Genomic DNA, 12,727 nt, shown 5'->3' on the forward strand with positions numbered 1-12,727 from the left:
CGCGAGTCGCGGAAAGTGACTGCGGAGCATGTAGCGCAGGGCGCGGAACACGGGGGCGCAGTGCGCGGGAACGCAGGGCGCAGCGCCGGGACGCGCAGGGCGCGCAGCGCAGGGCGCGCAGTGCAGGGCAGGGCGCGCAGCGCTGGGACGCAGGGCGCGCAGCGCTGGGACGCAGGGCGCGCAGCGCAGGACGCGCAGTGCCGGGACGCAGGGCGCGAAGCGCAGGGCGCGGAACCCCGGGGACGCCGGGGCCGCGGGAGCGGAGGGACGACGGATGCCGCGGGCCGCGGCATCCGTCGTCGCCGCGGTCAGTCGTTGCCGATGATGGGGACGCGGACGTTGTCGAACTCGCCGCCGGTGAGGATGGCGAACACCTCGGCGTCGTCGAGGTCGGAGTCGTCGGGCACCTGGGCGACGGCCCCGCGCGGGGCCATGTCCATCGTGCAGACCTGGTCGGCGGGCGGCGTGGCGAAGGTCACCGTGACCTCGGTCGGCGACGTGACCTCGGCCGACTCGAGCGTCGGGGCGCAGGACGACGATCCCCACGACATGATGACGAACTGTCCGTCGTCGCCGGCCCAGCCGGCGCTCGGGAGGTAGTCGGTCTCGCCGCTCGGGTCGAGCCCGGCGACGCCGTCGAGGTCGGTCTCGCCCTGGTACCCCTCGCCGCTCACGCGGATCTCGAGCTCCTGCGTCGGGTCGATGCCCTCGGGCAGCGCCACGATCGTCGCGCGCGGCACGAGGTCGCGCGTGCACGCCGTCGCGTCCTCCGGCTCGACGAGCTCCACCTCGAGCACGCCCTTGGCGTAGGCGACGTCGCCCGCCGTGGGCACGCACGTGGACGAGCCGAGGGTGACGATGCCCACCGCGCGTCCGTTGTCCAGCCAGGCCGCCGACATGTCGGCCTCCTGGACCGAGTCATCCACCGATGCGGACGGCGAAGAGCCCGAACCGGCGGGGGTCGCGCAGGCGGTCAGGACTCCGGCGGCCAGCAGCGCCAGACCCAGACCTGCGACGATTGAACGGGAACGAGCGGTCATACGAGCCTCCTCGGAACACGCGGATGCCCCAGATGCGGCATCCGTCCACCCTCATGGTGTCGCAGATGGCGCCGAAGTCTCATCACGCCGATCACGTGAAAGTCACGATCTGCCGGGAGAACGCCCGACGCCCTACTGCAGCGCCGAGGTGAGCCGCGCGAGGTTGTCGAGCACGGTCGAGCGCAGCGGCTGCTTCTCCCACTCCTCGAGGGTCAGCTCCCGTGAGAGCGATCGGTAGGTGTCTTCGACGTCGCGCATCTCGCGCACGAACTCCTCTCCGCGCACGAGCAGCGAGATCTCCATGTTGAGACCGAACGAGCGCATGTCCATGTTGCTCGAGCCGATGATCGCGACCTCGTCGTCGATCGTGAGGCTCTTGGTGTGCAGGATGAAGGGCTTCCGGTACATCCAGATCTTCACGCCCGCCCGCAGCAGCGCCTCGTAGTAGCTGCGCTGCGCGTGGTAGACGATCGCCTGGTCGCCCTCCTCCGACACGAACAGCTCGACGTGGATCCCCCGCTGGCACGCCGTGGTGATCGCGAGCAGCAGCGCCTCGTCGGGCACGAAGTAGGGGCTCACCACGATGATCTGCCGGTTCGCCGCGTACAGCAGCGCGGCGAACAGCTTGAGGTTGTTCTCGAACTCGAATCCGGGGCCCGACGGCACGATCTGGCAGTCGAGGTCTCCGGGGCCGGACTTCACGTCGAAGAGGTCGATCTCGTCGGTGAGCACCTCGTCGGTCTCGCTGTACCAGTCGCTGAGGAAGACCGCATTGACGGATGCCACGACCGGGCCTTCGATGCGCGCCATGAGGTCGACCCAGTGCAGGCCGCGGCGGATGTTCTTCTTCAGGTTGTACGTCGAGTCGGTGACGTTCTGCGAGCCCGTGAAGGCCACGCGCCCGTCGATGACGAGGAGCTTGCGGTGGTTGCGCAGGTCGGGCCGCTGGTACTTGCCCCGCAGCGGCTGCACCGGGAGCATGAGGTGCCACTGCGCGCCCATCGCGTCGAGCCGCTTGAGGGTGCTGCGGTACTTCGGCTTGCCGCGATTGGCCCAGTGGTCCAGCAGCACGCGGACGGGCACGCCGCGGGCCGCGACTTCTTCGAGCGCGCGGAAGAAGTTGTCGGTCGCGGCATCCGCCTGGAAGATGTAGAACTCGACGTGGACGTAGCGCTCCGCCTGGCGGATGGCGTCGGCCATCGCGTCGAGGCACTCCTGGTAGTCCGAGATGATGTGCGCGGCGTTGTCTCCTGCGAGGGGCATCGCGCCGAGGTTGCGGTTGAGCGTGACCAGCGACGTGAACCACTGCGGCGCGTGCGGGCGCAGGGTGCCGAAGTCCAGCGACGCGCTGGTGTCGTGGATGTAGTCGTTGATGCGCTCCTGTTTGCGGCGGCGCTTGCGGGGCAGCCGCGGATTGCCGATCAGCAGGAACAGGAACACGCCGATGATCGGGATGAAGTAGATCGCGAGCAGCCACGCCATCGCAGCCGTGGGCCGGCGATTGCGCGGCACGATGATGATCGCCGCGATGCGGATGGCGATGTCGACCACGAAGACGACCACGACCCACCACGTCGCATCGAACGTGATGGTGATCACACTGTCTCCTCCGCGCTCCCCCGACTGCGTGTGCCCAGCGTACTGGGCGCCGCGGTCACGACTCGGAGGCGGAGGCGGAGGATGCGGATGCCGGGGCCGGCGCGTGGGCCGGAAGTCCGCGTCTCGCGCGCTCCTCGGCCTCGATCTTGGCGTACTGGCGCCGCTCGTTGCGGTCGGCGAAGATCACGCTGCGCAGGATGAAGAAGAAGAGCGCGCTGACGACCACGGTGGGCAGCAGCGTCCACACGACTGCGACCCAGTAATCGTCCATGCCCTCCAGGATACGCCGTGGCGGCCGGGGTGCGATCCTCACCGGCTTCTCCCCAGGCGGCATCCGCCGCGGGTTGTCCAGAGATCCGCCCCGGCCTCGCGGCACGGCCGCCGCCGGCGACGAGAGTCGTTCGCTATGACCACGACGATCGTGAAAGCCGCGGATGCCGCGCAGTTCCTGTCCTTCGTCCCACGCCTGCTCGGCTACCACCCGGCGCAGAGCCTCGTGGTGATCCCGTTCCGCGGTTCGCGCAGCCTCGGCGCGATGCGTTTCGATCTGCCCCGCGACGCCGGGGCGGTGGAGCGGGTCGCCTCGACCGTGACCGGAATGGTGTGCCGGCTTCCCGATGCCGACGCCTTCGCCGCGGTGGTGTACTGCGACGACGCGTTCGTGCAGGGCGACGGGATGCCGCACCGCCGCCTCGCCGATGAACTGCGTCGACGCGCCGACGCGTGCGGCCTGCGCGTCTCGGACGTGCTGTGCGTCGCCTCCGACGCGTGGGGCTCGTTCCTCGACCCGGGCTCGCCCGCCTTGGGGCGATCCCTGTCGGATCTCGGGGCGGTCTTCGACGAGCTCGCCGGGCTGCCCGAGCCGGACGGCGATCAGGCCTCCGGCGCGGACCTTCCGCTGACCGACATCGCCGAACGAGAGCGGGTCGGGCGCGCGCTGGGTGCGCTGGGCGAGGCCGTCGCCCTGCTGTGCGGCGACGGCGCACCGGCCGACGCCCCGGTCGCAGCCGACGCCCCGGTCGCAGCCGGCGCCCCGGACGGCCGTCCCGCCCACCACGGCGACCGTCCCATCCACCATTGCGACCGTCCCACCGCGAGCACCGCCGGCACGACCTCGGCCGACCTGGCGCCCGCACCGCCTCCCGTCGCCGGGGATGAGGGCGCCGAGGCATCCGCCGCCCCTGCTCCGCGGGTGGACCCCCTGGCGCTCGCGACGGTGTGCCGGCTCGACGACCTCCCGAGCCTGTTCGAAGGCGCGCTCGAATGGGACCCGGACGCGCTCGACGCGTTCGACGCCGCCGCGCTGGCGTGGTGCCTCTCGCGGCCGTCGCTGCGCGACATCGCCCTCGTGCAGTGGAGCGGCACGCTCGTCCAGGGGGATGAGGCGTTCGACGCGCAGCTGCGGTGGGAGGCGGGCGAGGAGTATCCGTCGCACCTCGCGATGCGCATGTGGGGCGAGGGCGACCGGCCCGACCCGGAGCGTCTGGCGGTCGCGCTGCGACTGGTCAGGCGCGTGGCCGCGGTGGCTCCCCGCGCGTCCCGCCCTGGACCGCTCGCGATGTGCGCCTGGCTCTCATGGGCACTGGGCCGCTCGACGCACGCCGATGTCTACGCGTCGCAGGCGTGCGAGATCGAGCCCGAGCACGGGTTGTCCGAGATCGTGCTGTCGTTCGTCCGCGCGGGCCACCTGCCCGACTGGGCGTTCCGCCGGGGCGGAGCCGGGTGACTACTTGCCCAGCGGGGTCGCCGGTGACTACTTGACCAGCGGGAACAGGATCGTCTCGCGGATGCCGAGCCCGGTGATCGCCATGAGCAGCCGGTCGATGCCCATGCCCATTCCGCCCGTCGGCGGCATGCCGTGCTCGAGGGCGCGCAGGAACTCCTCGTCGACGCGCATCGCCTCGAGGTCGCCGCGCGCGGCGAGCTTGGCCTGCTCGACGAAGCGCTCGCGCTGGATCACCGGATCGACGAGCTCGGAGTATCCGGTCGCGAGCTCGAAGCCGCGCACGTACAGGTCCCACTTCTCGACCACGCCCGGAATCGACCGGTGCTCCCGCACGAGCGGGCTGGTGTCGAGCGGGAAGTCCATGACGAACGTCGGACGGGTGAGCTGCGACTTCACGAAGTGCTCCCACAGCTCCTCGACGAGCTTGCCGTGGATCACGTGCGGGGGCTCGTCGACGCCCTCGGCCGCGGCGAGCGCGCGCAGCTCGTCGAGCGGGGTCTCGGGAGTGATCTCGCGGCCGGCCGCGTGCGAGAGCGACTGGTACATCGAGAGGCGGTCCCAGTCCCCGCCGAGGTCGTACTCGGTGCCGTCGGCCCACGTCACGGTCGTCGAGCCCGCGACTGCGCGGGCGGCGTTCTGGATGAGCTCCTGCGTCAGGTCGGCGATGCCGTGGTAATCGCTGTAAGCCTGGTAGGCCTCGAGCATGGCGAACTCGGGGCTGTGCGTCGAGTCGGCGCCCTCGTTGCGGAAGTTGCGGTTGATCTCGAACACGCGGTCGATGCCGCCGACGACGGCGCGCTTGAGGTAGAGCTCCGGGGCGATGCGCAGGTAGAGGTCGGCGTCGAACGCGTTCGAGTGCGTGATGAAAGGGCGCGCGGACGCCCCGCCGTGCTGCACCTGCAGCATCGGGGTCTCGACCTCGACGAAGCCGTGCGAGGCGAACGTCTCGCGCAGGCTCGCGTTCACCGTGGCGCGGGCGATCACCGTCTCACGGGCGCGGTCGCGCACGATGAGGTCGAGGAACCTGCTGCGCACCCGGCTCTCCTCGCTGAGCTCGGTGTACATGTTCGGCAGCGGCAGCACGGCCTTGGATGCGATGCGCCATTCGGTGACCATGATCGACAGCTCGCCGCGGCGGCTCGAGATCACCTCGCCCGACACGAACACGTGGTCGCCGAGGTCGACGAGCTCCTTCCACTGCTGCAGCGACTCGTCGCCCACTGCGGCGAGCGAGACCATCGCCTGGATGCGGCTGCCGTCGCCGGCCTGAAGAGTCGCGAAGCACAGCTTGCCGGTGTTGCGGCTGAAGACGACACGTCCCGCGACGGCGGCCGTGACGCCGGTCTCGGCACCGGCCTCCAGGTCGCCGTAGCGCGCGCGCAGCGCCGGGATGGTGTCGGTGAGCGGGAGCTGCACGGGGTAGGCCCCGCCCGAAGCGTCGGCGCGCTCCGTCATCAGACGCTCGCGCTTGGCCAGCCGCACCGCCTTCTGTTCGAAGACGTCGTCGAGCTCGGCATCCGAGGGGTCGGTCGGCTCGTCAGGCGGGGTCTGGTCGGTCATGGGGAGGGCTCCTCGCAAAGCGGACCCTCAAGTGTATCGACGGCCGCCTCGTCGCCGAGTGAACGACGGATGCCGCGCTCCCGCCGCCCGCTCAGCCGACGTAGACCTCGGCGTTGTCGATGAACCGGTGGCCGGCAACCGTCGCCGCGATGAGCGCCAGCGCGCGACCCTGGGTCCCTTCATCGAACGGCAGGAAGGTCTCGGGGTCGACGATGCTGAGGTACTCCAGGCGGATGCGCGGCTCGCCCATCAGCGCCGACTGCGCCGCGGCGATGCAGGCGTCCACCCCGCGGTCGGCGTTCGCCGCCGCAGCATCGAGGGCGGCGGGCAGCAGCGCGGCCGCCGCGAGGTCCTGCTCGTCGAGCAGCCCGACCCGCGTCGACACGGGCAGCCCGTCGTCACCCCGCACGGTCTCGACGGTCGCCACCTCGATGTCGAAGAAGAGGTCGGCGATCATGCGGCGCACCAGGAACACGCGCTGCCGGTCGCGTTCGCCGTAGATCGCGATATCCGGCTCGACGAGGTGGAACAGCTTCGCCTCGACCGTCAGCAGGCCGTCGAAGTACGACGGCCGCGAGCGGCCCTCGTACCGCAGTCCCAGGTCGCCGGCGCTGATCCTCGTCGCCGCCGAGCCGTTCGGGAGGAGCTCGTCCGCGCCGGGTGCGAAGACGACATCGACGCCCAGGGACCCCAGCAGTCGCAGGTCGTCGTCGAGCGTGCGCGGGTACGCCTCGAATTCGGCCGGGCTCGCGAACCGCAGCGGATTCACGAAGACCGACACCACCACGATGTCGGCGACTTCGCGCGCACGGTGGATGAGGTCGATGTGCCCGTCGTGGAGCGCGCCGATGGTCGAGACGAGAGCGACGCGGGCGCCCGGGCTCGAGGCCCTGACCGCCGCAAGCCGGGTGCGCAGCTCGGCTGCGGTGGAGATCATCCTTGGATCGTAGCGGTGGGATCGATGCCGGGCCCCGTGCCCGCCTCGGCGAGCGCCTGGTCGATCGCGGTGTGCACGAGAGCCGAAAGGTACGCGCCCGGGTGGGGCACTCCCGCATCGTTGAGCAGGCCGGCCGCCTGCCGGACGATCGAGTGCGAGAAGTCGCGGGCAGTCGCGATCGCCTCGGCGTACACCGGACGCGCGGCCTCGTCGACCACCACCGGCTCGCAGCCGAGTTCGACCGCGAGCGCCTGTGCGATCGGCAGCACCGGTCCGGGCGCCGTCACCGCCGCGTACGAGTTCTGCAGCGCCCGCACATCCATCGAGGTCCCCGTGAACGTGATGGCGGGATGCACCGCGAGCGGGATCGCGCCCTTCGCGACCGCGGGTGCGAGCACGTCCGTGCCGTACGAGGCGTCGGTGTGCAGCACCAACTGCCCCGGCTGCCACGCGCCGACCTCGGCGAGCCCCGCGACGAGCCCTTTCAGCTCGGCGCGCGGCACGGCGACGATCACCAGCTCGCTGCGACGCGCCACCTCGGTGGCGTCGAGCACCGGAACGCCGGGAAGGACGGCCTCCACCCGGTCGGGGTCGGAGCCCGCTGTGATGCCCACCAGAGCATGGCCCGCCCCGGCGAGGGCGGCGCCGATCGCCGGGCCGACGCGTCCGGCGCCGATCACGCCGACTCCGAGGCGTCCTTGACGGTTCACGTGCGGTCCTCCTCGCTTGGCGTCGTCTCGGATGCCGGAGGCGTTTCGCCTCGCTCGATCCTCGCTCGCTCGACGACCGGTTCGGGAAGCGGTCGCTGAGCAGGCGAATCGAGAGGGAACGGCTCGTCGCCCGGCGTCACGGCGGAATCGGCATCCGTCACCGCCCAGCGGTGCGTGCGATCGCCGAGCGCGGCGCGGACGGTCCCGCCGGCGACGCCGTCGAAGAGCTCGAGCGCCGTGTCGCGGTCGATCGCGGCGAGGTACGGGTAGACGGGTCCGGCGACCACGTGCGCGCGGGCGTTCGAGACGCGGGTGAGCCGATCGAACGGACCCTGGTAGAGCCCGAAGCTCTGCAGGCGCGCGAGCGGCACGATCGCGAGCTTGCGCCACACCACCCCGCGGCGCAGCAGCAGCAGATCGGGCGTGAGCCGGAAGCCGTTGCGCCGCCACGACAGCGGGCGGATCCACCATGCGCGGCGCGGCGAGTTCGTGAAGGTGTCGTCCTCGCCGGGGCCGGCCATGCCCTGTTGGACGATGAGCGTCCACTCGCTCTCGGGAACGCCGGGCTGCACCAGCCGGAGCACGCGTTCGACGTCCTCGATCCTGCCCACCGGCAGCACGGTCGTGAACTGGTCGGTGTTGGTGTCGGTCGAGCTTCGGCCGGTCAGCCGGTTGATCCGCACCATCCACCATCCGGCCGGACGCCACAGGATCGGCTGGGTGACCTCGACCGCATGCACGCGACCGGGCGGCACGATCTCCGTCACGGTGGTGAGCAGTCCGAAGGTGATCCGCACGCCGTCGGGCGTCGGCGCGATCGAGTAGCGCAGCGACCGCAGGATGGAGCGCACCCAGTACGCGCCGAAGCCGATGATGGCCGGCACGAAACCGAACAGCAGCCACGTCACGCCCTGCGACACACCCACCACGATCGCCGCGAACGCGAACAGCAGCCCGACCGTGGACATGCTCAGGACGTGGGATCCCACGAGGCGGCCGACCGGGATGTTCACCACGGACTCCGGCACCGCCGCCGGCGCCTCCGGTCCCTCGATGATGCCGGTCAGCTCGCGGCCGACGGTGTGGCTCAGCGCGGCGACGCGACCGCCCTGGCGGGGCCCGGCGGCAGCCGCGGCCTCCGCGAGCCGTTGTCCGGACGCGAGCCGCAGGATGTCGGCGCGCACCGCCTCGGCGTTGGCGGTCGAGAGGTACTCGAGCTTGACGTTGGCGTCTGCCCCCGCACCCACGACCTCGAGCTTGGCCATGCCGAGCAGGCGCGCCACCATCGGCCGCGTGAGATTCACGCCCTGCACGCGGTCCAGCGGCGCGCGGCGCTGCGTGCGGAACAGGATGCCGCTGCGCACCTCGACGTCGTCGCCGGTGATGCGGAAGGTGTGGAACCGCCACGAGAGGTAGAAGCCCCCGACGAGCACGACGAGCACCGCGAGCACGACGAGCGCCGCCAGCACGTAGAGGTTGTTCACGACGATGAAGTCGATCGGGTCGCCACCCGAGCCCTCCCACCGGCCGACCTCGTCCTCGATGTCGGGCGCGAGCCACGGCAGGAACACGATCAGCAGGCGATCGCGGAGGTTCGCGACGATGATGCCGATCACCACGAGGAGGAACAGCCCTCCGCGCAGCAGCGGTGTGAGCGGATGCAGGCGATGCCACTCGCCGTCGCTCAGCGGCGAGCGCACGAGCTCGGGCGGCGGGGCGAGGTGTGCGTCGACCGGGCCGGGGGGCGGGTTCACGGGGTCGGGCAGCGGGTTCCCACCGTCGGAGTCCACGGTCACAGGCCCGTGCGCCGGCTCTCGGCGACCTCGACGAGGTGGTCGCGGAGTGTCTCGGCGGTGGATTGCGCGAGCCCCGGGATCACGACACCGGTCGCGGCGGCGGCCGTCACGAACTTCAGCTGCGCGATCCCGAAGCCGCGGTCGAGCGGCCCGTGGGTGATGTCGATGAGCTGCATGCGGCCGTAGGGGACGGCGACGAAGCGCTGCCACAGGATGCCGCGGCGGAAGACGAGGTCGTCCTGGCGCAGCTGATACCCGATCGACCGCGCCTGACGCGGCAGGATCACGAGGGTCCAGACGAGGATCACGGTCATGATGCCGCCCGGGATCCACGCCCACCACTGGTGCATCAGCAGCGTCAGGACGAGCGTCGCCGCGACGACCAGCAGCAGGAACGAGCCGTTCGAGATCAACTGCACGCGCACGTACTTGGGCGAGATCTGGTGCCACACGCCGCCGGCGAGATCGAGCCGGTTCGCCGACCGCGGCTCGACGAGAGTCTGGAAGGTCTCGTCGCCGGGCGCGTCAGTGCCCGTCGATTCGCGGTTCGAGTCCGGGATCCCCGGGCTGTTCGTCATCGTCGTCCTTCCGGATGGTGCACAGGTGCTCCGCGACGAGCCCGGCCGCGACGAGGAGGGCGCCGCAGACAGCCGTCGCGATGACCGTTCCCAACGAGCCTATCGAGGGTGCGACGGGTCGGGTCGTGAGGAAGATCAGCAGCCCCAGCCCGAGGCCCCCGATCGCCGCGCCGACGATGCTCGAGGCCTTCGCGAGCATCGCCACGCGCACGGCGCGGAACGGGTTCACCGCACGTGTCGTCGTGCCCCGGGTCGCCTGACGGATCGGCACGGCGAGCACGATCACGATCGCGCCCAGCGCGACCAGCAGGATCGGCAGCGACACCGCGGGGGTGAACGTCGGGCGTCCGGACGACGTCAGCAGCTGGTCGACGAGGAATCCCGCCCCCGTGCCCAGCGCAGCGGCGAACAGGAGGACACCGGCGCCGGTGCGCTTCATGTCCGCCTCCGCAGGCGTTCGAGAGCCGCGTCGACGCGCCCGACGCCGGGCAGCTGCGCATCGGGGTCGACCGTGAGCCAGGGGCCGAGCACGAAGTCCCGCTCGGCGGCGCGCGGGTGCGGGAGCAGCAGGTGCGGTTCGTCACTGACGACATCGCCGTACGCGATGAGGTCGAGGTCGAGCGTGCGGTCCTCCCAGCCCGGCTCGAGCGCCGACCGCGCGGCGCTGCGCTCGCGCCCGAAGCGGCGCTCGATCGCGTGGAGGTAGCCCAGCAGGACGGACGGCGCCAGGCGCGTGGTGAGGATCGCCACGGCGTTCAGGTACGCCGGGGCCGCGGCATCCGGCCCCTCCGGCTTCAGCGCGATTGACTCGATCGGCTCCGACACCCGCACGTTCTGGACGAGGGGCAGGCGTGCCAGCTCCGTGATCGCCGCCGTCATCGTCTCTGCGCGGTCGCCGAGGTTCGCGCCGAGCGCGACCACCGCCTCGATCGGCGCCCGCCGCGTGGGAGCGGCCTCCGCGTCGACGCCCTGGGCGAGCCGCCGGCTCACGATGCCGCCCTCGTGCGCTCGATCGTGACGGCGACGTCGGCGAAGGTCAGCGGGATGGGCGCATCGGGCTTGTGGACGGTCACCCGCACCGTGTCGACGCGCGCATCGTCGAGCACACGGCGCGCGATGCGGTCGGCGAGGGTCTCGAGCAGGTCGACGGGGTCGCCCGCCACGATCTGCGCGACCTGCTCGGCCAGCTCGCCGTAGTGCACGGTGTCGGCGACGTCGTCGCTGGCCGCCGCGGGGCGGGTGTCGAGCCCGAGCACGAGGTCGATCACGAAGTCCTGGCCGTCGCGGCGCTCCTGCTCGTACACGCCATGACGGCCGAAGACGCGCAGTCCGGTCAGCGCGATCTCGTCGGAGACGCCCATCGGTCCGCTCCTTCCCAAGTGCCTGCCACGGTGAGAGCATCCCGCGTGGCGGCGACATCGTGCACGCGCACGGCCCACACGCCGGCCTGCGCGGCCAGCACACTCGTGACGGCGGTGGCGAGGTCGCGCCGCGCCTCGGTCGCGTCGGCCGGGTCGTCGGCGAGCGCCTCGGCGAGGAATCGCTTGCGGCTCGTGCCGACGAGCACGCGGTGCCCCATCGCGACGAACCTCGGCAGTCCGTGCAGGGTCTCCCAGTTCTGCCGGCCGCGCTTGCCGAAGCCGATGCCGGGATCGACGATGACACGGGCGGGCGGGATGCCGGCGGCCGCCGCCGCCTCGACGCGCGCGGCCAGCTCGGCGACGACCTCGGTGACGACGTCGTCGTACACCGCGTGGGCGTACATGTCGGCGGAGTGCCCGCGCCAGTGCTGCAGCACGATGTCGGCACCCGTGGGGGCGACCGTGGCGAGCATGCCGGGGTCGGCCATCCCGCCCGACACGTCGTTCACGATGCGTGCGCCGGCCTCGACGGCGGCCAGCGCGGTCGAGGCGTTCATGGTGTCGATGCTCACCACGGCCCCCGCCTCGGCGAGCGCCCGCACCACCGGGAGCACGCGCTGCTGCTCCACGGCCGGACCGACGCGCTCGGCGCCGGGGCGCGTGGACTCGCCGCCGACGTCGAGGATGTCGGCGCCTTCGGCGCGCAGCCGCAGCCCGTGAGCCACGGCGGCCTCGGCATCCTCGTACCGCCCGCCGTCGCTGAACGAGTCCGGCGTGACGTTGACCACGCCCATCACGAGGGTCATTCGCGGCCTCCCTGGCCTCGTGACGCCGCCAGCGGCCCCGCCAGGAGCGCGATCAGCTCGGCGCGCGCGGCGGGCTCGGCGAGCTCGCCGCGTGCCGCGATCGTCACGGTCGAGGCATCCGTCTGCTTGCCGCCGCGCATCGTCACGCATTCGTGCGTCGCATCGAGCACGACCAGGACCCCGCGGGTGTCGAGAGACGCTGCGATCACGTCGGCGATCTGCTCGCCGAGTCGCTCCTGCACCTGAGGGCGCGACGACAGGATCTCGACCACCTTGGGCAGGGATCCGAGCCCCACGACCCGCTCACCCGGCAGATACGCGATGTGCGCATGCCCGCGGAAGGGCAGCAGGTGGTGCTCGCACACCGAGCGGAACAGGATGTCGCGCAGCATGACCGCGCCCGACGGCAGCGTGTCGGGGGCAGGGCCCCGCGTCACCGAGATCGTGTGCGCGAGGGGGGCCGAGGCATCCTCCCCCACGCCCGCGAAGAACTCCGAGTACGCGTCGGCGACCCGCTCGGGCGTCTGCCTCAGTCCCGGGCGATCGGGATCCTCTCCGATCGCCTCGAGCAGTTCACGCACGAGCGCGGCGACGCGCTCACGGTCGACGGCCAC

General features: G+C 71.7%; 14 protein-coding genes. 1 reads left to right on the forward strand and 13 read right to left on the reverse strand.

Annotation, left to right across the window (positions count from 1 at the left end):
- Positions 1-308: 308 nt before the first annotated feature.
- The 3 genes from IM778_RS15135 to IM778_RS15145 form a co-directional block, all read right to left on the reverse strand.
- Entirely contained in the window at positions 309-899 is a 591-nt protein-coding gene (locus IM778_RS15135; RefSeq protein WP_228484591.1) for a hypothetical protein, read from the reverse strand.
- Positions 900-1,172: 273 nt separating this feature from the next.
- A complete protein-coding gene (gene cls, locus IM778_RS15140) occupies positions 1,173-2,639 on the reverse strand; it encodes a cardiolipin synthase (RefSeq protein ID WP_194409648.1) in 1,467 nt (488 codons plus the stop codon).
- A gap of 55 nt (positions 2,640-2,694) precedes the next feature.
- Positions 2,695-2,910, reverse strand: coding sequence for a hypothetical protein (locus IM778_RS15145; RefSeq protein ID WP_194409649.1), 216 nt, complete (start codon positions 2,908-2,910; stop codon positions 2,695-2,697).
- 135 nt (positions 2,911-3,045) lie between these two features.
- Between IM778_RS15145 and IM778_RS15150 the strand changes: the two genes are divergently transcribed.
- Positions 3,046-4,365: a DUF4192 family protein gene (locus tag IM778_RS15150; protein WP_194409650.1), complete on the forward strand. Its 1,320-nt coding sequence runs from the start codon at positions 3,046-3,048 to the stop codon at positions 4,363-4,365.
- Positions 4,366-4,392: 27 nt separating this feature from the next.
- On the opposite strand, the gene lysS is transcribed toward IM778_RS15150, so the two are convergent.
- The 10 genes from lysS to folE all read right to left on the reverse strand — a co-directional run bounded on the left by lysS (position 4,393) and on the right by folE (position 12,727).
- Positions 4,393-5,925 (reverse strand): lysine--tRNA ligase, encoded by a 1,533-nt coding sequence (gene lysS / locus IM778_RS15155; protein WP_194409651.1) that lies wholly within the window; start codon positions 5,923-5,925, stop codon positions 4,393-4,395.
- 91 nt (positions 5,926-6,016) lie between these two features.
- Positions 6,017-6,862 (reverse strand): pantoate--beta-alanine ligase, encoded by an 846-nt coding sequence (gene panC / locus IM778_RS15160; RefSeq protein ID WP_194409652.1) that lies wholly within the window; start codon positions 6,860-6,862, stop codon positions 6,017-6,019.
- Positions 6,859-7,572, reverse strand: a complete 714-nt coding sequence (locus IM778_RS15165; protein WP_194409653.1) for a DUF2520 domain-containing protein — start codon at positions 7,570-7,572, stop codon at positions 6,859-6,861. Before IM778_RS15165 ends, panC begins: the two co-directional genes overlap by 4 nt.
- Positions 7,569-9,272 carry a PH domain-containing protein gene (locus IM778_RS15170; RefSeq protein WP_194411918.1) on the reverse strand — a complete coding sequence of 568 codons (1,704 nt, stop codon included), beginning with the start codon at positions 9,270-9,272 and terminating at the stop codon, positions 7,569-7,571. The genes IM778_RS15165 and IM778_RS15170 overlap by 4 nt, the downstream gene beginning before the upstream one ends.
- Before the next feature lie 92 nt (positions 9,273-9,364).
- A complete protein-coding gene (locus IM778_RS15175; protein ID WP_194409654.1) occupies positions 9,365-9,946 on the reverse strand; it encodes a PH domain-containing protein in 582 nt (193 codons plus the stop codon).
- A complete protein-coding gene (locus IM778_RS15180) occupies positions 9,894-10,385 on the reverse strand; it encodes a DUF3180 domain-containing protein (RefSeq protein ID WP_194409655.1) in 492 nt (163 codons plus the stop codon). The genes IM778_RS15175 and IM778_RS15180 overlap by 53 nt, the downstream gene beginning before the upstream one ends.
- Complete coding sequence (gene folK, locus IM778_RS15185) at positions 10,382-10,936, reverse strand: 2-amino-4-hydroxy-6-hydroxymethyldihydropteridine diphosphokinase (RefSeq protein ID WP_194409656.1); 555 nt, start codon at positions 10,934-10,936, stop codon at positions 10,382-10,384. The genes IM778_RS15180 and folK overlap by 4 nt, the downstream gene beginning before the upstream one ends.
- Entirely contained in the window at positions 10,933-11,307 is a 375-nt protein-coding gene (gene folB / locus IM778_RS15190; protein ID WP_194409657.1) for a dihydroneopterin aldolase, read from the reverse strand. Before folB ends, folK begins: the two co-directional genes overlap by 4 nt.
- Positions 11,280-12,113, reverse strand: a complete 834-nt coding sequence (gene folP, locus IM778_RS15195; RefSeq protein WP_194409658.1) for a dihydropteroate synthase — start codon at positions 12,111-12,113, stop codon at positions 11,280-11,282. The genes folB and folP overlap by 28 nt, the downstream gene beginning before the upstream one ends.
- Positions 12,110-12,727 (reverse strand): GTP cyclohydrolase I, encoded by a 618-nt coding sequence (gene folE / locus IM778_RS15200; RefSeq protein ID WP_194409659.1) that lies wholly within the window; start codon positions 12,725-12,727, stop codon positions 12,110-12,112. The genes folP and folE overlap by 4 nt, the downstream gene beginning before the upstream one ends.

Source organism: Microbacterium cremeum, assembly GCF_015277855.1.
Classification (GTDB): Bacteria; Actinomycetota; Actinomycetes; order Actinomycetales; family Microbacteriaceae; genus Microbacterium; species Microbacterium cremeum.

Coding starts and splice junctions, on each gene's coding strand:
- IM778_RS15135 (WP_228484591.1), bottom strand. CDS start 899: ATGTCGGCGGCCTGGCTGGACAACGGACGCGCGGTGGGCATCGTCACC.
- IM778_RS15145 (WP_194409649.1), bottom strand. CDS start 2,910: ATGGACGATTACTGGGTCGCAGTCGTGTGGACGCTGCTGCCCACCGTG.
- IM778_RS15150 (WP_194409650.1), top strand. CDS start 3,046: ATGACCACGACGATCGTGAAAGCCGCGGATGCCGCGCAGTTCCTGTCC.
- lysS (WP_194409651.1), bottom strand. CDS start 5,925: ATGACCGACCAGACCCCGCCTGACGAGCCGACCGACCCCTCGGATGCC.
- panC (WP_194409652.1), bottom strand. CDS start 6,862: ATGATCTCCACCGCAGCCGAGCTGCGCACCCGGCTTGCGGCGGTCAGG.
- IM778_RS15175 (WP_194409654.1), bottom strand. CDS start 9,946: ATGACGAACAGCCCGGGGATCCCGGACTCGAACCGCGAATCGACGGGC.
- IM778_RS15180 (WP_194409655.1), bottom strand. CDS start 10,385: ATGAAGCGCACCGGCGCCGGTGTCCTCCTGTTCGCCGCTGCGCTGGGC.
- folB (WP_194409657.1), bottom strand. CDS start 11,307: ATGGGCGTCTCCGACGAGATCGCGCTGACCGGACTGCGCGTCTTCGGC.
- folP (WP_194409658.1), bottom strand. CDS start 12,113: ATGACCCTCGTGATGGGCGTGGTCAACGTCACGCCGGACTCGTTCAGC.